This window comes from Phytobacter sp. RSE-02 (assembly GCF_040578655.1).
Lineage (GTDB): Bacteria > Pseudomonadota > Gammaproteobacteria > Enterobacterales > Enterobacteriaceae > Phytobacter > Phytobacter diazotrophicus.
Genome location: NZ_JBEULY010000008.1, coordinates 106,979 through 126,701, shown reverse-complemented (window position 1 = coordinate 126,701; position 19,723 = coordinate 106,979). Strand labels below are relative to the sequence as shown.

At 53.3% G+C, this 19,723-nt stretch carries 15 protein-coding genes and 1 pseudogene; 6 read left to right on the top strand and 10 right to left on the bottom strand.

The features are described 5' to 3' along the window. Nucleotides 1-111 precede the first annotated feature (111 nt). The gene (locus tag ABU190_RS17505; RefSeq protein ID WP_354691969.1) at nucleotides 112-2,301 is read left to right on the top strand and encodes a TonB-dependent siderophore receptor; all 2,190 of its coding nucleotides are present in this window, start codon (nucleotides 112-114) and stop codon (nucleotides 2,299-2,301) included. Nucleotides 2,302-2,374: 73 nt separating this feature from the next. Here the strand turns inward: ABU190_RS17505 and ABU190_RS17500 are convergent. From ABU190_RS17500 to ABU190_RS17485, 4 genes and pseudogenes are all read right to left on the bottom strand, one after another. Further along, nucleotides 2,375-2,515 (bottom strand): annotated as a pseudogene (locus ABU190_RS17500) (DUF1778 domain-containing protein); the annotation flags it as partial. Nucleotides 2,516-2,656: 141 nt separating this feature from the next. Further along, nucleotides 2,657-5,554, bottom strand: a complete 2,898-nt coding sequence (locus ABU190_RS17495; protein ID WP_354691968.1) for a LamG-like jellyroll fold domain-containing protein — start codon at nucleotides 5,552-5,554, stop codon at nucleotides 2,657-2,659. 57 nt (nucleotides 5,555-5,611) lie between these two features. Beyond that, nucleotides 5,612-7,321, bottom strand: a complete 1,710-nt coding sequence (locus ABU190_RS17490; RefSeq protein ID WP_354691967.1) for a hypothetical protein — start codon at nucleotides 7,319-7,321, stop codon at nucleotides 5,612-5,614. 672 nt (nucleotides 7,322-7,993) lie between these two features. Further along, complete coding sequence (locus ABU190_RS17485; protein WP_354691966.1) at nucleotides 7,994-8,578, bottom strand: NAD(P)H-dependent oxidoreductase; 585 nt, start codon at nucleotides 8,576-8,578, stop codon at nucleotides 7,994-7,996. Between the two features lie 114 nt (nucleotides 8,579-8,692). Here ABU190_RS17485 and ABU190_RS17480 point away from each other — a divergent pair, with 114 nt between their 5' ends. Next, nucleotides 8,693-9,286, top strand: coding sequence for a TetR/AcrR family transcriptional regulator (locus tag ABU190_RS17480; protein WP_354691965.1), 594 nt, complete (start codon nucleotides 8,693-8,695; stop codon nucleotides 9,284-9,286). Between the two features lie 63 nt (nucleotides 9,287-9,349). Here ABU190_RS17480 and ABU190_RS17475 read toward each other — a convergent pair whose 3' ends face one another. The 5 genes from ABU190_RS17475 to ABU190_RS17455 all read right to left on the bottom strand — a co-directional run bounded on the left by ABU190_RS17475 (nucleotide 9,350) and on the right by ABU190_RS17455 (nucleotide 15,865). Then, entirely contained in the window at nucleotides 9,350-10,390 is a 1,041-nt protein-coding gene (locus tag ABU190_RS17475; RefSeq protein ID WP_039078051.1) for a substrate-binding domain-containing protein, read from the bottom strand. A gap of 29 nt (nucleotides 10,391-10,419) precedes the next feature. Next, on the bottom strand, nucleotides 10,420-11,829 hold the full coding sequence (locus ABU190_RS17470; protein WP_354691964.1) for a sucrose-6-phosphate hydrolase: 1,410 nt from the start codon (nucleotides 11,827-11,829) through the stop codon (nucleotides 10,420-10,422). After that, nucleotides 11,829-13,199: a sucrose-specific PTS transporter subunit IIBC gene (locus tag ABU190_RS17465; RefSeq protein WP_039078053.1), complete on the bottom strand. Its 1,371-nt coding sequence runs from the start codon at nucleotides 13,197-13,199 to the stop codon at nucleotides 11,829-11,831. The genes ABU190_RS17470 and ABU190_RS17465 overlap by 1 nt, the downstream gene beginning before the upstream one ends. A gap of 69 nt (nucleotides 13,200-13,268) precedes the next feature. Further along, on the bottom strand, nucleotides 13,269-14,786 hold the full coding sequence (locus ABU190_RS17460) for a carbohydrate porin (protein WP_354691963.1): 1,518 nt from the start codon (nucleotides 14,784-14,786) through the stop codon (nucleotides 13,269-13,271). 152 nt (nucleotides 14,787-14,938) lie between these two features. Beyond that, the gene (locus ABU190_RS17455) at nucleotides 14,939-15,865 is read right to left on the bottom strand and encodes an aminoimidazole riboside kinase (protein ID WP_354691962.1); all 927 of its coding nucleotides are present in this window, start codon (nucleotides 15,863-15,865) and stop codon (nucleotides 14,939-14,941) included. Between the two features lie 274 nt (nucleotides 15,866-16,139). Here ABU190_RS17455 and ABU190_RS17450 point away from each other — a divergent pair, with 274 nt between their 5' ends. The 4 genes from ABU190_RS17450 to fucR all read left to right on the top strand — a co-directional run bounded on the left by ABU190_RS17450 (nucleotide 16,140) and on the right by fucR (nucleotide 19,478). Beyond that, nucleotides 16,140-16,694, top strand: a complete 555-nt coding sequence (locus tag ABU190_RS17450) for a thioredoxin domain-containing protein (RefSeq protein ID WP_110295754.1) — start codon at nucleotides 16,140-16,142, stop codon at nucleotides 16,692-16,694. Nucleotides 16,695-16,768: 74 nt separating this feature from the next. Further along, nucleotides 16,769-17,638 carry a glutathione-dependent disulfide-bond oxidoreductase gene (gene yghU / locus ABU190_RS17445; RefSeq protein WP_193794375.1) on the top strand — a complete coding sequence of 290 codons (870 nt, stop codon included), beginning with the start codon at nucleotides 16,769-16,771 and terminating at the stop codon, nucleotides 17,636-17,638. Nucleotides 17,639-17,772: 134 nt separating this feature from the next. After that, nucleotides 17,773-18,759 carry a sensor domain-containing diguanylate cyclase gene (locus ABU190_RS17440; RefSeq protein ID WP_354691961.1) on the top strand — a complete coding sequence of 329 codons (987 nt, stop codon included), beginning with the start codon at nucleotides 17,773-17,775 and terminating at the stop codon, nucleotides 18,757-18,759. Continuing rightward, on the top strand, nucleotides 18,756-19,478 hold the full coding sequence (gene fucR / locus ABU190_RS17435) for an L-fucose operon activator (RefSeq protein WP_354691960.1): 723 nt from the start codon (nucleotides 18,756-18,758) through the stop codon (nucleotides 19,476-19,478). Before ABU190_RS17440 ends, fucR begins: the two co-directional genes overlap by 4 nt. Here the strand turns inward: fucR and hybG are convergent. After that, nucleotides 19,469-19,723: a hydrogenase maturation factor HybG gene (gene hybG / locus ABU190_RS17430; RefSeq protein ID WP_071194558.1), complete on the bottom strand. Its 255-nt coding sequence runs from the start codon at nucleotides 19,721-19,723 to the stop codon at nucleotides 19,469-19,471. The two genes, fucR and hybG, sit on opposite strands and share 10 nt — an antisense overlap.

Here is a 19,723-nt window from a genome sequence, read left to right as displayed (position 1 = left end):
AACGATAATTCATATCATCTTGATAATCACTATCACCAATAAAGTGATGCGCTTGCGGCACGGGAGAATCAACGCCGCCGTACCTTTGGATTAATCAGGATTACCACAATAATGAAACCTTGTTACGTTTGGACGTTAAGTCCTTGTTTACTGATGATGTTAAATGCTAATGCCGCAGCTGAAGGTCAAAAAGAAGAGACACTGGTGGTGGCCGCCAGCCGTGCGAATCACAGCATTACCGACATGGCGCAGACCACCTGGGTCATTGAACAGGCAGAAATTGAACAGCAGGTTCAGGGCGGTAAAGAGTTCAAAGAGGTGCTGGCGCAGTTGATTCCCGGTATGGATGTCAGCAGCCAGGGCCGCACCAACTACGGTATGAATATGCGTGGTCGTTCGATGATGGTGATGGTCGACGGCGTGCGTTTAAACTCCTCGCGCAGCGACAGCCGCCAGCTTGATTCAATCGATCCATTTAATATCGCCCGCATTGAAGTTATCTCCGGCGCAACCTCCCTCTATGGCGGCGGCAGTACCGGTGGTTTGATCAATATCGTGACTAAAAAAGGCCAGCCGGAAACAGAAGTCGAGTTTCAGACCGGCATGAAGACGGGCTTTAACAGCCATAACGATAATGACGAAAACGTCGCGGCGGCGGTCAGCGGCGGAAACGACAATGCATCCGGACGCCTGTCGGTGGCGTATCAGCGCTTTGGCGGCTGGTATGACGGCAAAGGCAACGAGGTCAATATCGATAACACTCAGACCGGCCTGCAGTACTCAGACCGTCTGGATGTCATGGGCACCGGTACGCTGAATATCGACGCTCATCAGCAGTTGCAGCTCACCACTCAGTATTACAAAAGTGAATCCGACGGTAAGCACGGCCTGTACCTCGGAGAGAACTTCTCGGCGGTAACCGGTTCTGGCAAAGCGTACAACAAAAACAACCTCGACTCCGACCGCATTCCGGGCACCGAGCGCCACCTGATCAACCTGCAATATTCAAACACCGATTTCTGGGGCCAGGACCTGCTCGCACAGATTTACTACCGTGATGAAAGCCTGACGTTCTACCCCTTCCCTACCCTCTCCGGCGGCCGGGTGACCAGTATTGGCGCATCGCAGCAAAAAACCGATTTCTACGGCGGCAAGCTGACCATCAACAGCAAGCCACTGGAGGATTTAACCCTGACATGGGGCGTGGATGCCGAACATGAAACTTTCGACGCCAACCAGCAATTTTTTGACCTTAATAAAGCGGCGGCCAGCGGTGGCATGAAGCTGGACAACGCCTGGAATGTCGGGCGTTATCCGGGTTACAGCATCACCAACCTCGCCCCTTTCCTGCAAAGTAGCTACGACATCTCCGCTATCACTCTGAGCGGCGGCGTGCGCTATCAATACACAGAAAACCGGGTCGATGACTTTATTGGTTACGCGCAGCAGCAGGCGATTGCCACAGGCAGAGCCACCTCAGCAGACGCGGTGCCGGGCGGGAAAACCGATTACAACAACCTGCTGTTTAACGCAGGCATTCTGGGTCATCTGACGGATCGCCAGCAGTTGTGGTTTAACTTCTCACAAGGCTTTGAGATCCCGGATCTGGCGAAATACTACGGCTCCGGCACCTACCAGTTGAGTAATGGGCACTATCGTCTGGTCAACAGCGTGAACGTCAACGACTCAAAACTCGACGGTATCAAAGTCGATGCGTATGAGCTGGGCTGGCGTTTTACCGGGGATAATCTGCGCACCCAAATTGCCGGTTACTACTCGCTTTCTGACAAAACCATCAACATCAATAAAACCGACATGACCATCAATATTGAAGATGACCAGCGTCGTATTTATGGTGTTGAAGGCCAGGTGGATTACTTCTTTACTGATAGCGAGTGGAGCACCGGCGCGAACTTTAACGCCATCAAATCGCAAACCCGCGTTGACGGGAAATGGCAAAAGCTGACGGTCGACAGTGCAAGCCCGTCGAAAATGAGCGCATGGGTCACCTGGGCGCCGGGCGACTGGACACTGCGTCTGCAAAGTACCCAGACCTTTGATCTCTCTGACGAAGCCGGTAAGCACATCGATGGCTATAACACCGTTGACCTGTTAGGCAGCTATGTACTGCCCGTGGGCAAGCTGAGCTTTAGCGTCGAAAACCTGCTGGATGAAGATTACACCACCGCCTGGGGACAACGCGCACCGGGCCTCTATAGCCCAACCTACGGTGCTGAGAACCTGTATACCTACAAAGGCCGCGGTCGTACCTTCGGCCTGAACTACTCGGTATTGTTCTGATGGCCGCTGCCGCCTGCGATGTGGGCGGCAGTTTTTGCTAAGACCAGCTTCACCCCTTGAGTCGTGCGCAGCCTGCGCGGGCAGCATCAAGAACGAAATCAGTTCGGTTCTTACCTCTGGCTTTCGCGGCACGATCAATTAGCTCCCGCTCCGCAGGTTTGATGCGTCAATTTAACGTTTCGCGTTTAGCAGAAATGCTATGTGAAACTGGCATAGTTAATTGCCTTCTCATTTTCTGAGCGTTAAATACACACGATGTAACGCTAACGCCATTACATGCGCACCTGACTCATAAAAAAACCCGCCCTGCTGAACTGAGGGCGGGTTTGAGTTTTCTTGCGCGACAATTCAACACTCAGTTCTTCGAACCCCAGACAAATGCCCCCTGGTCTTGCGGACCGGTTCCTTTATAGACACACAGGTTGCCGTCATCCTGCATGATCAGGAAGAATTTGCCACCGTCGGCAAGCCGCTGTGTACCCCAAAGGTATTTCCCCTGGTTACCCATGGTACCGAAGTAGGTACAGAGGTTGCCGTCGGCTTGCACCACTGTGAAGAACTGTCCTCCCGGCCCCGTTTTCTGACTGCCCCAGACATATTTACCCTGATTATGGGGTGTGCCCTGATAAACGCAGAGGTTACCATCGGCCTGCATGATGGCGAAATATTGCCGATTGCTGGAAATCAACGTGCCATTCACCCCAAGCGGTTCCATCAGCGTGAGGTAATTGCTGCGGATATCGCTTGAGCCCGAAATACTGTGGGGGCCGGAATATTGCCACAGCGGGTTCCAGTACGAATTGATCATCTGGCTGACCGCATCCTTTCCTTCTACAAGATAATCAATCTCCGAGAGAAAGCCTGGGTAGAGATTATCGGAACCGACCACATACACTTCGTCATCGATAATCATAATCTTGGCGTGGTTGCCCGGTGCCGAGGGCACTTTGGAATAGATGTAACCACTGGCGTTGATCACTGCCCAGGCGGCACTGCCGATAACACCTTTCACCGGTGGCTCAACGGAAAGCGGCGGCTGTTTCAGGGTTGCCGTGTAACCTTCGGGGCTCAGATCCGGCCATTTGTAAGTCACCCCCTCCTGCGTTTTGTTCGCCGGGACTTTATCCGTGTAATACAGCGGCGCGATATGCAGACGTTTCAGGGCATTAGCACGTATACCGCCAGGGTCGCTAATGGGCGCATCCGTGGCGACATCATGCGTCATGTAATACTCCATCAGTTCGAATGTTCGGGAGGCACCAGAACCAAAAGAATATTGATCGCCCGCCGCGCCGGCCCCGGCATCCAGCGGCGAAACAACAATTTGCACCTGTAATGCCGTATTATTCAGTAACGCCTCCAGCAGCCACTGACAAACTTTATGATCGGACCAGTTTTTCTTCCATGCGCTCACCAGGTCCATCTGCGACATACGAATAGTCGTTTTGGCATGCTTGATGAGCTGTTCTTTCATGATCTCTGCCGCTTTCTGAAAGCTCGTTGCCGGGTCAGGGCCATTCCAGTATTTCCCCAGCACCAGATTACGCGTGGCGAGTTTGTACTCTTCAAATCCAGCATATTTCGTATAGATTACACGTAGCGGGAAGACCGGAAGTTTCAGATCCAGCAGCGTTTTTAAATCCTGATCGCGAATGTCCAGGCTCGCCTGGGCGTACTCCTCATGGTTTACCTCCTGTTCGCCGCCATCAGGCTGAACGCCCCCCTTATGAAGGGCAATAATCGCTTTTTGCTGGGCCTCGAGATAAGCCGCAACCTCAGGTTGCACGAAGGGGTCGCGAGGTAACGTGGGATCGCTATCCTTGTTTTGCCAGCTCAGGTTGCTTACGTTCAGCGTCTCTTTGGTAATCAGGTCTTTGCCGCATACCCACATTTGATTTAAGAAAAGCTGCGACCCCTGCGCAGGCTTGCCGTGGACAACCACCGACACATCGTGCACGGGAGGATAGCTGCGAAACAGATCCATATTCAGGTTATGTCCGCCAACCAGCGCCGATGTGCCATCCATGCTGATAATTTTGGTGTGGTTCCACGTCATTTTCGTGTCGTCGACACCAATCACCGCGCTACCAAACACTTTGGCCTGAATCGCCGAAATGATCCCGGCACCGAGCCGATAGAACCGCCCCATCCAGATCTCGGGCATCACTTCCCACTCTTTACCGCGCTCCTGAATCAGGCGAATCAGCCCCGCTTTAAACTCGGTATAGTTAGCCGGTTCGCCAACTGGCGTGGTGGGGGTCTGGCCAAAAAAGAAGCGGAACTGTGTCGGCTGAGTTCTGCCCATGCGTTGAGTTAAACAGGTATCAATGGCGCCAAAAATCACCCGCTGCCAGTCCGGGTCCGGACTATTTAGTGAGGACACATCACAACGAAATTTGGTTTTTTGAATGATTTCATCAATGGCCCGGGAGAAATCCCTTTGTCGATTACGGGCCTGGGTCATAATATCCCGCCCGAAATCCATTCCCCAGATATGCGGTGTATCCATAATACGAATATAGGACGGGCCGCTTAACTGATTGAAATAGCCTTTAACGGCCTGTTCAACCCGGTCGATAAAAGGCATATCCTCACCGGAAAAAACGCCGGGGGCGGAATATGCGACAGCGCCAACGGGGCTCGCATTATTATGGCTCGGTGACTGGTCCGTCGCATTCTGTCCGGCGAAAGTGTAATAAGTCACCAGGCCTGGCTCCGTGCCAGTCAGCGGTTGATTCATTTGCGTGCTAATTTGCGCTGCGGATAGTGCAATATTCCAGACGCGAACTTCATCAAGCTCGCCATTAAATTGATTATATTGTTCTTGTCGTTGCGCCGTGGCCCCAATGTACAGTGGCAAGGCGTTATTCACGTTGACAGGTGGTGTAATATTGTTTTTTGGGCTTGATGAAACTAGCGTGCCATCTACATAGACAGAGAGCTGGCTGTTCTGACGAACACCCGTTAAAAAATGCCAGTTTCCATCACTGATATGGGTGGCAACCGTATTAATTTCATAGAAGCCAAATCCATTATCCGTCGCGAGTTTAATCAGACCGCCAGGTTTAATGACCAGTAAAAAACCACCGTTACCGGCACCGCCTTCGGTTGCTTTGCGTGAAATAACGGTGCCGGATGCGCGGGTTTTTACCCAGCACTGAAGCGTAAAGTCACCTGTGCCAAAATTATAAACCGTGCTATTTGGCGCAGACAGATAAGACGGATTTCCCACTAAATTGAGTGCATAGCTCATGATAATCTTTCCTGTGAATGATAATCAGGTATGTCCGTTAATTGGCTGGGCGTTGAATTATAAAAACGTCCATTTAACCCATCCGGCGTCGGTTCGTTCATTCGTGACCGGGTAGGCCATTGAATAAGGCGGGTTGCCAACAACGTTATCCATGTAGTAGCTATTTGCCGGGTTGATTCCATAAATGGAAGAAACTCTGCGCACATAAGGTCGGTAGGGAAGAGAGCTGGTTCGCGTCTCTCCTCCGCCCATCGCGTCGAAATCGCGGTGGTCAGTGTTGATAGCCTGTCGAAGCGGAACAACATCTTCACCAACGGCGCTCGCCGTCGGGAAAACGGTGCCCCACTGAGTAAGATAACCGCGTGCCATTTTGTAGATAAGCTCAGGTACGGGTGCGACCGAAGCCGATACGTTTGCCGCATCATATTTTGCGTCTGCAGTGTAATTTCCCGCGACGGTGCTGTGCCTGCCGCGTATGGCGTACAGCGTATAGCCCACGGGTTGCGGATAATTGCCTTTCTCCAGAGGGTCGGTCAACTGCGCGTTATCCGCGATGTATTTCCATCTGTCCCACCATAAAACTGAGTTGTAGATTTTGGCGGTATTGTCTTTTCCTGTCATGAGCCCGTTGGGACGAGGAACCAGTGCCATAAAGGGTTTATCACCCGGTTGTATGCACATATCCCAGGCATAGACACCGACATAATTCACCACGTTGGGGGGAAGCTGCGTAAGCATGCTGTACCACTGGCCAGTCCCGGGAACAGGATCGATCGCAAAAATATTGATGGGGATTTTTTTGAGTTGCTCCGAACCGTAGGCATAGATAAACCAGGCCGCCATGATGCACTCAACGGCTCCCCGACTATGTCCGATAAAATTAAACTGCTGTTTGCCACTTTTGCATGCGATGTTAGCGCCATGCAAAGCCAGTGCCGGGGCTGACCAGCCATCAAGCTGAGTGGCATAAGAATACTGGTTGCCGCCTGAGTAACTTTTTACATAGTTAAGCAGGCTGGAATCTGCATCAAGTGGCCCATTAAAGACCAGCGGTTCACTGTCGTTGCGGGGAACCGCCCAGTCATTTTCACCTACACCACGAACAGAAATACTCGGCGTGACGGCCTGTAATGAGCCGCTGATCTCTTTGTGGATCCGTACCGGTATATAACCCGTATTCGGGCAATAGATATTTTTATCACTACCAGGACGTGATACCTCACCTTCATCGCGAGTACAGGCGGTGCCACTAAAGCAGACGGTAAACACGGAAGGAGAGCTTCCTGCCGCAGCCGCTTTTAACACATGTACAGAAGGTTGCTCCGTCAGCGTATCGGGTTCGTTGAGCGGGAGCGGATTGCCGGATTGATCAAGGGGAATAATTTCGAAGATATCATCGTCCGTTGGATTCAGAGAGTTGGCCTGCAAAATAGCACCTGCGGCCTTGATATCGACATACATCTTATTCGCTGCCAGCAGGACGATTTGCTCATCTGAATGCCAGTTGAACATCTCAAAGTTTTCGTTTTCGCCCACCGAGTCACTTATTGCGGCTAATGAATTACTTTCGCCCGGCTTAATTGTCACATACTTTCCATTAAACGCTTGCAGAGCGAAGATCATGTCTTGCTGGTAAACCAACTGAAAAATTTCATTATTTCCACACGTTGAACTCGTCGCCGCTAATAGATTAGCCCCACTGTCGACAGTAACGTAATGTCCGCTACTCTTTTTCAACGCGATCTTAATCGGTTCTGTACTCATCATGTAGTTCCTTTTTTGAAATTAGAATGACATTCTGACGTTCACAGCCGAGCAAAATAAATTAAGGCATCTCCCTCCTTACTGATTGAAGAATAATAGGTTATTTAAAAAATGAATCTTTCCTGGCGCACAGGAATTAACCCACCAAAATATCTGATATTTCAGCATCAAACAATTTCGATGTTAGACTGGCTTAAATAACAACTAACCTGGAAGATTAAATAAAGATAAGAAAAAACAACCCAAACTTAGGTATGCTTTACGGGTATTGTGATAATTATCAGACCACACATTCTCAGAAATGAATCACGAGCAGGTCTTTTTAATATAATGAGCAGGTTATGTTACCAACGCATGTCATGATGGGAAAAATATTGGCTAGTAATAGTTAAGCACTAAAAGGAAGGAAGTCAATATAGAAAGAATAATTTACATCTGCAATGTCAATCCTCAAAAAAAACCACGTGCGCGTCGATTCAGCTCGTAACTTTATTAATATTAACGCAGCAAATTTCGTCTGAACGGTAAAAAATAAAATAAATAACATTGTTTAATGTTACAGAAATGATGGTCATCCACAATATAAACATATTTAAAAACATATATTTTCGCAGAAAACATAAGGCCGCAGCAGGGTGTACTACGGCCTTGAGACGGTATCAAAACAGCATACAACTATGCGAAAACGGCATGCCCCAGCGTCAGCGCTTTATCCAGATACGCCTCCCCGCTTCCCAGTTCCGGCAGTAATAGCAGCTCAGACGCTTTCACCTGCGCACCGCAGTAGTCAAAAATGCCGTGGGCAATTTGCGCGTGAAAGGCGGCGGTAAAGCCATGCCGGTCGTAGGCGCCCTGGCTTGCCGCGCCGAGGCCAATAACATGGACCGGCAGGCGGCCCAGCTTTTTCACCACCTCTCCTTCGGCGGTCTCTTCATAAGCCCAACCGTTGGTAAACACGCGGTCAATCCAGCCTTTCAGCAGTGCGGGCATTGACCACCAGTAGACCGGGAACACCAGCACCAGCGCATCAGCCTTATCAATTCGAGCCTGCTCTGCCACAATATCCGCCGGGACAGGTGCGGTAAGCTTGAACGCGGCAAAGTCCTGCGCGGTGAAGGTTGGGTTAAAGCCTTCGGCGGTGAGATCGACAATCTCTGCGGTGTGTTGCGGATGAGTGGTAATCCCTTTCGCCATGGCGGCAGCGACACTGTGGCTCAGAGAGTGTGTATCCGGATGAGAAATGACGATTAAAGCATGCATTTAGCGACTCCTGGTTGCGGGATGGCGTAAGCAAACGTACTCTATATACCAAAGGTAACCTACCAATAGTAACTTACCTTTGGTATATAAGCATGTCAACGGAGAATTTTTACGATGGGCAGTCAGAGCGCACGCCAGCGTTTATCACGGCAGGAACGCTATACCCAGTTGATTGAGGTGGCCTGGCAGATCATTCGGGAAGAAGGCACAGAAGCCCTGACACTCGGCCATCTCGCAGAACGCGCCGGGATCACAAAGCCGGTAGTTTATGATCATTTCACCAGCCGTTCGGGCCTGTTTGCCGCACTTTATCGGGAATATGATCTTCGCTCGACGGCACGTATGGACGCACAGCTTAGCCAGACAGAACCTGTGCTGGAGAAGCTCGCGGCGGTCATTGCCGATGCGTACATTGAGTGTGTGCTGCTATCGGGGCGCGAAATGCCAAGTGTCATTGCCGCACTCAGCGGCACGCCGGAACTGGAGCAAATCCGTCAGGAGTACGCCACGACATTTACCGAGAAATGCCGGGCGCTGTTTACCCCTTTCTGCAATGGCAATACGTTACAAACACCCGCGCTATGGGCGATGCTCGGTGCCGCAGAAGGGTTATCCTGGGCGGTAGTGATTGGCAAAATCAGCGCGCAGCAGGCGAAGGATGAACTGGTGCAGGCGATCGTGACGATGGTGCGTGGCAGCCAGCAATGATGAACACAAGGGGAAGCCCCTTCCCCTTGTATTATCAAAATGGTGACACGCGTTGCAGTTACATCAGCCAGCCTGACCAGGCGCTGCGTTTTTCAAACGTTCATTACGCAGGCGTAGTGTGGCGGGCAAAATGCGTTGTTGTTCGGTCGGCTCATTGCCCTCAATCAACTGGGTAATGAGGTCAAAACAGTCATACGCCAGGCGCGGAATGTTCTGCTCGACGGTATCAATACTCAAGGTGAGAGAGTCGTAGAGATAGTGATCGTCGAAGCTGGCAATGTGAATATCACTTTGCAGTAAATGGTGCTGACTCATATAACGCAGTACCCCCTCAAGCAGCCCACATGCCGCCGTAAACAGGGCTTTGGGCGGACGTCCCAGCTTCGCACACAGGGCGGCAAACATTTCGTAGCCGCTGCTGGGGTGATAGTTGCCGTGAATAATCCACTCAGGGCGCAGCGCCACACCTGCTCTCTCCAGCCCTTGCGTGAAACCCGCCAGACGATCTTTGGTTGGCGACAGTCGCGGTTGCCCACCTAAAAAGTAGATTTCATCAGGATTCGCACGGGCCAGACGTTCAACCAGATCGGCGGTGGGTGTCACCGCATCGGTGATAACCAGCGGCAACGGCGTGCTGTTCATATGGCGGTCGAACAACACAACGGGCAGTTGCTCGCTGAGTTTCAGGTAATCGGCGTCGTTGAGCATGCTGGAGGCGACGATCAGCCCGTCCACCTGACGGGAGACCAGATTGTTGACCACCACCGACTCCTGACTGGCGTTTTCATCGGTACAGGAGATAAGAAGCTGCAAGCCCGCCTCACGGCACAAGTTTTCCAGTTCATGAGAAAAGGCGGCAAACCCGTGGTTGGTTATCTCAGGGACCACCAGGCCGAGCGTGTGGCTGCGATCCTCGCGCAACAGGCGGGCATGAATGCTCGGCTGATAGTGGTGCTGTTGAGCAAGCGAAAGCACACGCTGACGGGTTTCCTGCGCCACGCGTAACTCTTTACCTCGTCCATTGAGAACCAGGCTGGCGGTGGCTTTTGAGACCCCCGCCAGCGCGGCAATATCAGTGATGGTAACGCGTTTTGTTTTTCTCACGACAATGCATCGGTTAATGAAACAAGCTGTTATTCTACCATGCAAGGACGTAACGACCAGTATTGCGCCCGCAGTTCGCCACTTCCGCTAAAGGTTATTTGCGCAGGATGTGACGGGAAGTAGCGGCTGCTCATTACGCCAGCGCCCTCATTGATGAAGATCTCAACGCTTGAGCTGTCGCATAAAATTTGCAGCACATTTGCCTCTCCGTCCCAGTAACGCGAGAGCCATTCGCCATTTTCCAGGCTACGACGGTCAAGACGCAGATGGTCTTTATGCCAGTGCAGGATAAGCGTATCGCCAATATTCAGCGTCAGCTCACCTTCGCTCTCGACCCATAGCTCCAGGCTCCGGGCATCCATCACCGGTGCGTCATCCACACGCCCTGCAAAACGGCGCTCATTTTCGCGCAGCGCCTGCAATTCCCTGACCGGCTGTTGATACAACTTACCGTTACGGTTGGAAAGCTCGCGCACGCAGGTCATTTGATGGATCCAGCCCTGCGCTACCGTCGGCTGTCGCATCTCTTCGCCATCCGGCACCCCCATCCAACCCACCAGCAGGCGCCGACCGTCAGCGCTTAAGGTGGTTTGCGGGGCGTAAAACTCAAATCCGGCGTCAAGCTCATGCAGCGCGCCATGTTCAAATGTCGCCTGTTCAGGGGTGAATGCCCCACTCAGGTACGCGCTCGGGTGGGTATTAAGGAAACGGTGCGCTTCACGTGCCACCCCTTGCGGGCAACAGATGAGGAAAGTATCAGCGCCCAGAGTGAACAGGTCCGGGCACTCCCACATATACCCTGCCTCCCCTAAACCGCCGAGACCGCTACCGGCGAGCTCACCGAGTAACTGCCAGTGATGCAAATCGTCGGAACGAAGCAGCAGCACTTTGCCGCGTAGCGCCAGATCCTGGGCACCGAGCACCATGTACCACTGGTTTTCGTGCTGCCAGACTTTCGGATCTCTGACGTGCCCGGTGTAGCCTTCCGGCAACGCGATAACGGGCCCCAGCTTATCAAACCCGCCTTCGGCGTTCTGCACCGCCAGACATTGCCAGGCCGTACGACCACCCCCGGCGAATTTCACGTTGCCGGTATAACACAGCGTCAGTGCGCCCTGGTTGTCGACCGCGCTACCGGAATAACAACCGCTGCGGTCATACTCCTCTTCCGGCATCAGCGCTATCGGCTCATGCTGCCAGTGCAGTAAATCCGCTGAACTCCAGTGCCCCCAGCATTTATGATTATGCTGACAGCCGAGCGGGTTCCACTGATAAAACAGATGAAACCGCCCCTGAAAATGGATAAAGCCGTTGGGGTCATTCAACAGCCCCGTCGCCGGGGCCAGATGCCAGGCCGGATAGTGACTGTCTCGCAGTGCTTTCGGTTGGCCTTTAAGTACTGACAGTAAAATCTTCGGCAACAGGGCTGATGGCGTCATTATTCGGAGTCCGTTTTGTATTTAAGCAGGTAAGAGATAACAAAGGCGACGCTGAAAGCAATCACCATCCCGATAGCATAATTCAGTAACGAGCTGGCCTGTACAATCGCCATGCCCGGAATGCCCGTTAACCCTACGGCTGTCATATAGACATGGACCGAGACCACCCAGGCACCGCCAACCGCCCCACCAATCAACGCTGCAATAAAGGGTTTTACAAAACGCAGGTTGATACCAAAAATCGCGGCTTCTGTAATGCCAAGAAGCGCCGAAAACGCCGATGGCAGGGTAATGGCTTTGATTTTGGCATCTTTGGTTTTGAACCACACCGCCAGACAAGCACCGCCCTGAGCCACGTTGGCCATCGCCCAGATAGGCAGCAGGAAGTTCACGCCAATGGACGGGTTGCCCAATAGCCCCGCTTCGATCGCATGGAAACTGTGATGCACGCCGGTAATGACAATCACCGAATAGAGACCGCCGAACAACAACCCTGCCAGCCAGCCGGCATGGGTGATGAGCGTGCTCAACACAAAGGAGATACCGTCACCCAGCGCACGCCCCGCCGGGCCGATGACCAGCAGCGCGACAAAACCGGTGATAATAACCGTCAAAAACGGCGTCAGAATCAGATCCAGCGCGTCAGGAATGACCCGGCGCAACTGTTTTTCCAGGACACTCATAAACCAGACGGCAAGCAGCACCGGGAAGACCGTGCCCTGATAGCCGATCATCGCCACTTCGATACCAAAAAAGTTCATGGTATGGAACCCGGCGGCTACGCCCCAGGCGTTGGTCAGCGCCGGGTGTGTCAGAATGCCGCCCAGCGTCGCGCCCAGGAAGGGGTTACCGCCAAATTCACGCGCCGCGGTGAAACCAATCAGGATAGGCAGAATAATGAACGCCGCCGAGCTGAACATATCCAGCATGATATAGAGCGCGTTTTCGGGATTGACCCAGCCGTAGGTTTTCACCATTCCCAGCAGCCCCATCAACAAACCCGACGCCACAATGGCTGGGATGATCGGGACGAAAATGTTCGACAACAAACGGGCCGCGCGCTGGAACGGATTCAGTTTGCGGGCAGCAATGGCTGCGGCCTCGGACTTGCTCGTTTCGCCAATACCCGCCTCTTTGATAAAGGCGGCATAGACTTTATTCACTACGCCGGTGCCGAAAATAATCTGCAACTGTCCGGCATTGCGAAAACAACCTTTCACCCCTTCAACCTTGCCGATCGCCGTGGTGTCTGCTTTGGCATCTTCCGCCAGAACCAGCCGCAGTCGCGTAGCGCAATGCGCTGCGCTGACGATATTGTCCTTGCCGCCCAGCAGCGGTAAGAGCGAGCGGGAAATCTGTTCAAAGTCCATATAAGCCCCTGTTTTATGGAAATTTGTAATAATTAGCGCGTCAAGAAGCCCCTTAACGGGGCTTCATTATCAGAACCAGGTTTCCATCTGCACGCCGAAGGTCCATTCGCCGCCAGACTTAAAGCCGTTGCTACCCAGAGCATCATCGCTGGCATAGTTGTCCAGCTTGTGATCCCAATCCATCCAGGAGGCGAAAAGACGCAGTTCCGGACGTTTCAGGAACTCACCCACATCACCTGCTTTCAATGTTGGCGCAACGGTGAGTTTGTAGAAGCTGCCGTTGACCGCATTCCGGCTGTTGTACCCCTCCGGTTTGAGATCCATATACTGATAGCTGCCTTCATACTGCATCTCGAAATTCTGCGTCAGTTCCTGTATCAGTCGCATGTTAACCGTCGCCCACTCGTAGCTGTCGCCTTTGACGTAACGGTCTTTGCTGCTCTGCGCCAGTACCGCAGGTGCAATATGCCAGCCGCCACCCAGTGGGGTCATGCCGTAGGTCGCCAGACGCCAGGTATCCGCCTGAGGTAACAGCGCGCCATCCGCCCCTACTGTTTTCACCTCAGCACCGAGGCCATGGCCGTAAAGCAGCGCGGTTTTCGACATCCCCTCACGCAAGCCATAGAAACTTTCGTTGTGCAGCCCTAACAGCGCATGGACCCCGGTGTTAGCCGCATCGCTTTTCACTTTGTTACCATCGAGGTCGAGGCGGTCGTTGTTGTCTTTTGCACGCATGCCGCTAACCATCGCCTGCACCGGGCCAAAGTAGTTGTTCAGCGTCAGGATGTAGTTCTGGGCATTATTTTCACTGTTTTCGATATCGCCAAAGGTGCGGCCATAGAGCGAGAAGTTGCTACGCGCGTTATCACTCCACTTCATGTCATAGATACCTGCGCCGGTCCCGGCGAGGAAAATCACATCCGAATCAAGCCAGTGAATATCGAAGTTATCGCGGTCAAAGCGTTTCCCGGCCCAGACGGTAGTGTCTTTAAACGCGCCGGTGAAGGTGGGCAGATGGCCCAGCTCGGTAAAGGCCTGACGCAGGTTGAGGTCGCTGCTCGATGCCGTCCAGTCGTTGTAGCTGCGCTGCCCGTCGGCCAGCATCACTTTAAAGCGCGTGGTGGCACCGTTAGCCAGCGTCTGTTTATGTTCAAAATTCATCTCAACATAGGTATCCGGCTCGTTGCCCAGACGGCCAACATTTCCACCCGTTTCACCGGCTGGCGTCATCCCTGGCCCACCCTGGGTTTTAGCCGCGGAGTCGCTCATCAGCAGCCCCGAACGGGCATAGCCATGGAACTCAAAGCCACCTTCCTGTGATGATTTCTGCTCCAGTTGTGTGGTGCGCTGCGCCACCTCAGCCGTGGTGGTCTGCGTTTTCTGCTGCTCGGTTGCCAGATTTTTTGCCTGTAACTCGGCGGCTTCTGCTCTTTTTTCTGCGTTAGTCGCCCGTTGTTCGGCGGCCTGTAAACGTTGTTCCAGCGCGGCAAGGCGCGCCTCGATACTGCTGGTCCCCGCCTCTGCTGCAAGGGCAGAACCCGAACCCATTAACAAACCAAGCGTGATAGCGAGCGTGCTTTTTCTCATTGTTTTTGCGTCCCTATGAAAGAGGTAAGAGTGCTGAATATTTTGCTAAACCGGTTTAGTCGCGAATCATAATCGTGGTTAATTTCAACCTGCAAACAAATTAGCTAAACCGGTTTAGTGAATGTGAGGAGGGTCGCAAATCGTTATGGAAATCAGCCCTGCGGCGCCATCAAAGCCGCAAGATGGGGTAGCGCGGTCATCGCCCCTTTCGCCGTGGTCGCCAGTGCACCGCATCGCTGCGCATACTTAAGGCCCAATGCCAGATCTGGCTCACTTTGGGGTAAACCTGTTTGCGCCAGTTGCCACAGTAACCCGGCCACAAAGGCATCACCCGCACCGGTGGTATCCACGCTTGCTACGGGCACGCTGGGGTAATGGAAAATGTCGCCCTGAAAGAGCGCCTGCACGCCAGCTTTGCCCTGGGTAACAAGTAACAGTTTGATCGCAAAACGTTCTGCCAGCGTTTTCATCGCGATACGTAAATCCGTGGAGGCCGTCATGAAAGCCAACTCTTCTTCTGAGAGTTTGACCACATCGGCCAGTGCGAAGGCACGCTCCAGACACCGCTGTAGCATCTGCGGATCCTGCCAGAGATCGGTACGAATATTAGGATCAAAACTGACGAAGCCGCCTGCTTCACGTATGCGCTGCATGGCGAGTAACGTCGTGGTCCGCGAAGGTTCAGCCGAGAGCGCAATAGAACAGCAGTGTAACCACTCCCCCTGCCGGAAGGCTGGCAAATCATCAGCCTGCAAGAAAAGATCGGCGCTGGGGCGCACCATGAAGGTAAAGGAACGCTCGCCTTCGTCATCGAGGGCGACGACAACGGTGGATGTACGCTGTGCCTCGTCAAAGGTCATATAATCCGTGTTCACCTTTTCCTGACGTAGCGTGTCGTACATAAATTTGCCAAAAGGATCCTGCCCCACCCGGCCGATAAAACCGCTTTTCCCTTCCAGCCGCGCAATGCCAACGGCGACATTGGCCGGGGCTCCCCCCGCGCACTGCATTAATCGCCCGTCGCCCTCTGGCAACAGATCAACAACGGCATCACCCAGACACCAGACTTGAGCTGACATGGTTTTCTCCCAGTAGAATGTATCGCTAAAATCTAATTAAACCGGTTTAGCAAAGCAAATCTATTCTGCTGCCAATGCAAAATGAGGTGCGCTACATCAACCGCAGGGTCTAGCCCGAAGGTCTGCTTGTGGCATTGGCTTTTTGGGCGGTTTAGCCGTCACTCCTGCCAAATTCATCAATTCCAGTGCCTCACGAAATCACATCCTGATATTCTCTTTGGTCATCGCAACGTTCACATCTGCCACAACATCGTGCTAACCATCAGGAGTCAACATGAGCCAACCGTTACATGCCGAGCCGCTGGTCTGGGGTCACGGCCCACGCACTTTTGAAGTTTTTCTGGAACCCACCTGTCCGTTCTCCGTGCGCGCGTTTAACAAACTGGATGCGCTGCTAAAAGAAGTGGGTGAAGACAAGGTGACGGTAAAAATCCGCCTGCAATCGCAGCCCTGGCATTTGTTTTCTGGCGTCATTGTGCGCTGCATTCTTGCCGCCTCCACGCTGCCCAATGGTCGCGATGCCGCACATAAGGTGATGCAGGCGGTTGCCGATCACCGGGAAGAGTTCGAGTTTACCGACCACTGCAGCGGCCCGAATATGGATGCCACCCCGCAGCAGATCATCGAGCGAATTGAAAATTATAGCGGCGTGAAGGTGAGCGAAGCCTTTGCGCGCCCGGAATTGCAGACGGAAATCAAATGGCACTGTAAGTATGCGCGCCAGAACGGTATCCACGTCTCCCCCACCTTTATGGTCAACGGCCTGGTACAGGCGGATCTGGGCAGCGGTGATGATATCAGCGCCTGGGCGGCGCGTATTCTGGCCTGATCGGAGCGGGGCAACACGCCCCTATCCGACGGCTGCTACACTGCTTCAATACCTTAACGAAAAGGCAGGTCAACATGTCAGAGAACACCTATCAGCCCCCAAAAGTCTGGACGTGGAATAAAGACAGCGGCGGCGGCGCGTTTGCCAATATTAACCGCCCCATTTCCGGCGCGACCCATGACAAAGAATTACCCGTTGGTAAGCATCCGCTACAGCTTTATTCGCTGGGTACGCCGAACGGCCAGAAAGTGACGATCATGCTCGAAGAGCTACTGGCGAAGGGCGTGAAAGAGGCAGAGTATGACGCCTGGCTCATCCGCATTGGTGAAGGCGATCAGTTCTCCAGCGGCTTTGTGGACGTGAACCCGAACTCAAAAATTCCGGCGCTGCGTGACCACTCCACCACCCCGCCAACGCGCGTATTTGAGTCCGGTGCCATTCTGCTTTATCTCGCAGAGAAGTTTGGTCACTTCCTGCCCAAAGACCCCGCAGGGCGGACTGAAACACTGAACTGGCTGTTCTGGCTGCAAGGCTCCGCGCCATTCCTCGGCGGCGGCTTTGGCCACTTCTATAATTATGCGCCGGTGAAAATCGAGTACGCTATCAACCGCTTTACGATGGAAGCCAAGCGACAGTTAGATGTGCTCGACAAACAGCTCGCAACACACAAATTCGTGGCGGGTGACGAATACACCATCGCCGATATGGCCATCTGGCCGTGGTATGGCAACGTGGTGCTGGGCAACGTTTACAACGCCGCCGAGTTCCTTGAAGCCAGTGGCTACCAGAATGTTCTGCGCTGGGCCAAAGAGGTTGCTGAGCGTCCTGCCGTGAAGCGTGGGCGTATGGTCAACCGTACCTTTGGTGAGCCGAGCGAACAGTTGCACGAACGCCACGATGCCAGCGATTTCGACACCCACACCGAAGACAAACGCAACGGCTAATCCCCCTCTTCCCGGACGGCAAGCGTCCGGGAATTCCTTTCCCAGGCCAGCCTGAGACTGTTTTTATCACATCGTATTTACAACCTCTTAGATAACCAGTAAGAATGCCTTTTATTTACCCATAATCACGCCAAATGTCTGAAAATGCGTTAAAACAGCAGATCCAGAATCTGAAAAAGCATAACGCCCGTCTGGTGCGAATTGCGCGTGATGCCCGTAACAAGCTCAGCGCGGCGCTGGATGGCACAGGGCTCTGTTTATGGCAGCTTGATGTGCCCAGCGGGAAACTGATTATCTACAACCGACGCTGGGGATCGATGCTCGGCTATCAGCCAAAAGAGCTCAGCGCCCACTTTGATGTCTGGAAAGAGCATCTGCATGAGGATGACCGCCAGCGCGTTCTCGATGCGTTTTACGACCACCTCAACGGCAAAACCCCGTTCTATGAAGCGCTGCACCGTATGCAGCATAAAAACGGCACTGTCACCTGGGTGCTGGACCGTGGGCGTGTCACTGACCGGAACAGCGACGGCAAGCCGTTAAAGGTCACCGGTACCCACATCGACATGACCAAAGAGAAGCAGTATGAAGAGCAGCTCGCGGCGCTGGCGAACCACGACCCGCTGACCGGGCTGGCGAACCGCCACGCGCTGATTCATCATTTCGATACGCTCAAGGCGGCTGGCCCCTTGTGCATAGCGTTTATCGATCTGGACGATTTTAAAGTCGTCAACGACACCTTTGGTCACCGTAGTGGTGATGAATTGTTGATACAGTTAAGTCGGCGCCTGCGTGAAGCCTGTCCGGAAGGCTCAGTGGTAGGGCGTCTGGGGGGCGATGAGTTTGTCCTGCTACTGCCGTTTGCGCTCAACAGTTTGCTTATCAACAGCACCGCGCATAATTGCCTGCACGCCGCGCTAACGCCCTTTGAGCTGGATAATGGCGAGGCACAGGTGGGAGCATCCATCGGTATTGATGAAGTACAGCGCGGCGACGATTTTGTTAACGCGCTACGCCGCGCAGACCAGTCGATGTATCAAATAAAACATACCGGTAAAAATGGGGCAGCCATTGGTCACACGCTGCTATCCCTTTCATACCGGCAGGCGGAACCCACATGAAAATGACACGCCAGGCTTCGTTGATTCAGCTACTGGCACAACATGAGACATTGACCACCGACGCACTCGCCGGACAGCTTGGCGTCAGCAAAGAGACCATTCGTCGGGATCTAAAAGCGCTACAGACGCAGGGAAAAATTGTGCGCCGCCACGGTCGGGCGCGATTACTTCACACGCCGCAACAGAGTGATGGCGAGCCGTTTTACGCCCGGCGTAAAAGCCATTATGCAGATAAAGCCGATATTGCCCGCCACGCCCTGAACTGGATTGAGCAAGGGATGACGCTGGCGCTGGATGCCAGTTCGACCTGTTTTCATCTGGCGCGCCAGTTGCCGGATATCCCCCTGACAGTCTTTACCAACAGCCTGCCCGTTTGCCAGGAGATGGCGCGCCGCCAGCATATCAATCTCATCTGCTCCGGCGGGCGGCTGGAGCGGCAAAATCGCTGCTACGTGAACCCGGCGCTGGTCACGATGCTGAAATCGCTTGAGGTCGACCTGTTTATTTTTTCCTGCGAAGGGGTGGATGCCAGCGGGGAGATGTGGGATTCAACGAAATATAACGCCACCTATAAAGCGCACCTTCTGCGTCGTGCAAATCAGTCTTTATTGCTGATTGATAAAAGTAAATTTTACCGGGCCAGCGAGGCGAAAATCGGTAATCTGGCGCTGGTCACCCAGATGATTACCGATGCCAAACCCGGTCTGGTTCATCTTTGAGGTTCGGTGAAATCCATATCCAGTTCGCGCAGGGCTTCCAGCGTCGCCAGGGCTTCTTCCTCATCAATCACGCTCATGGCAAACCCCACGTGCACCAGCACCCACTGGCCAAGCAGCGCGGCGGGTTCGCTTTCACACACCAGCATAATATTCACGTCGCGGCGAACGCCGCAGACATCGACCTGCGCCAGATGATGAGCGCTTTCACCGACGCTCACCACCTGGCCGGGCACACCAATACACAT

What these genes read in the sequence shown, in the direction of transcription:
- ABU190_RS17470 (WP_354691964.1), bottom strand. Translation starts at nt 11,829, where the DNA reads ATGACGCCATCAGCCCTGTTGCCGAAGATTTTACTGTCAGTACTTAAA.
- ABU190_RS17490 (WP_354691967.1), bottom strand. Translation starts at nt 7,321, where the DNA reads ATGATGAGTACAGAACCGATTAAGATCGCGTTGAAAAAGAGTAGCGGA.
- ABU190_RS17495 (WP_354691968.1), bottom strand. Translation starts at nt 5,554, where the DNA reads ATGAGCTATGCACTCAATTTAGTGGGAAATCCGTCTTATCTGTCTGCG.
- ABU190_RS17465 (WP_039078053.1), bottom strand. Translation starts at nt 13,199, where the DNA reads ATGGACTTTGAACAGATTTCCCGCTCGCTCTTACCGCTGCTGGGCGGC.
- ABU190_RS17485 (WP_354691966.1), bottom strand. Translation starts at nt 8,578, where the DNA reads ATGCATGCTTTAATCGTCATTTCTCATCCGGATACACACTCTCTGAGC.
- ABU190_RS17455 (WP_354691962.1), bottom strand. Translation starts at nt 15,865, where the DNA reads ATGTCAGCTCAAGTCTGGTGTCTGGGTGATGCCGTTGTTGATCTGTTG.
- hybG (WP_071194558.1), bottom strand. Translation starts at nt 19,723, where the DNA reads ATGTGTATTGGTGTGCCCGGCCAGGTGGTGAGCGTCGGTGAAAGCGCT.
- ABU190_RS17450 (WP_110295754.1), top strand. Translation starts at nt 16,140, where the DNA reads ATGAGCCAACCGTTACATGCCGAGCCGCTGGTCTGGGGTCACGGCCCA.
- ABU190_RS17460 (WP_354691963.1), bottom strand. Translation starts at nt 14,786, where the DNA reads ATGAGAAAAAGCACGCTCGCTATCACGCTTGGTTTGTTAATGGGTTCG.
- ABU190_RS17505 (WP_354691969.1), top strand. Translation starts at nt 112, where the DNA reads ATGAAACCTTGTTACGTTTGGACGTTAAGTCCTTGTTTACTGATGATG.
- ABU190_RS17480 (WP_354691965.1), top strand. Translation starts at nt 8,693, where the DNA reads ATGGGCAGTCAGAGCGCACGCCAGCGTTTATCACGGCAGGAACGCTAT.
- ABU190_RS17440 (WP_354691961.1), top strand. Translation starts at nt 17,773, where the DNA reads ATGTCTGAAAATGCGTTAAAACAGCAGATCCAGAATCTGAAAAAGCAT.
- yghU (WP_193794375.1), top strand. Translation starts at nt 16,769, where the DNA reads ATGTCAGAGAACACCTATCAGCCCCCAAAAGTCTGGACGTGGAATAAA.
- fucR (WP_354691960.1), top strand. Translation starts at nt 18,756, where the DNA reads ATGAAAATGACACGCCAGGCTTCGTTGATTCAGCTACTGGCACAACAT.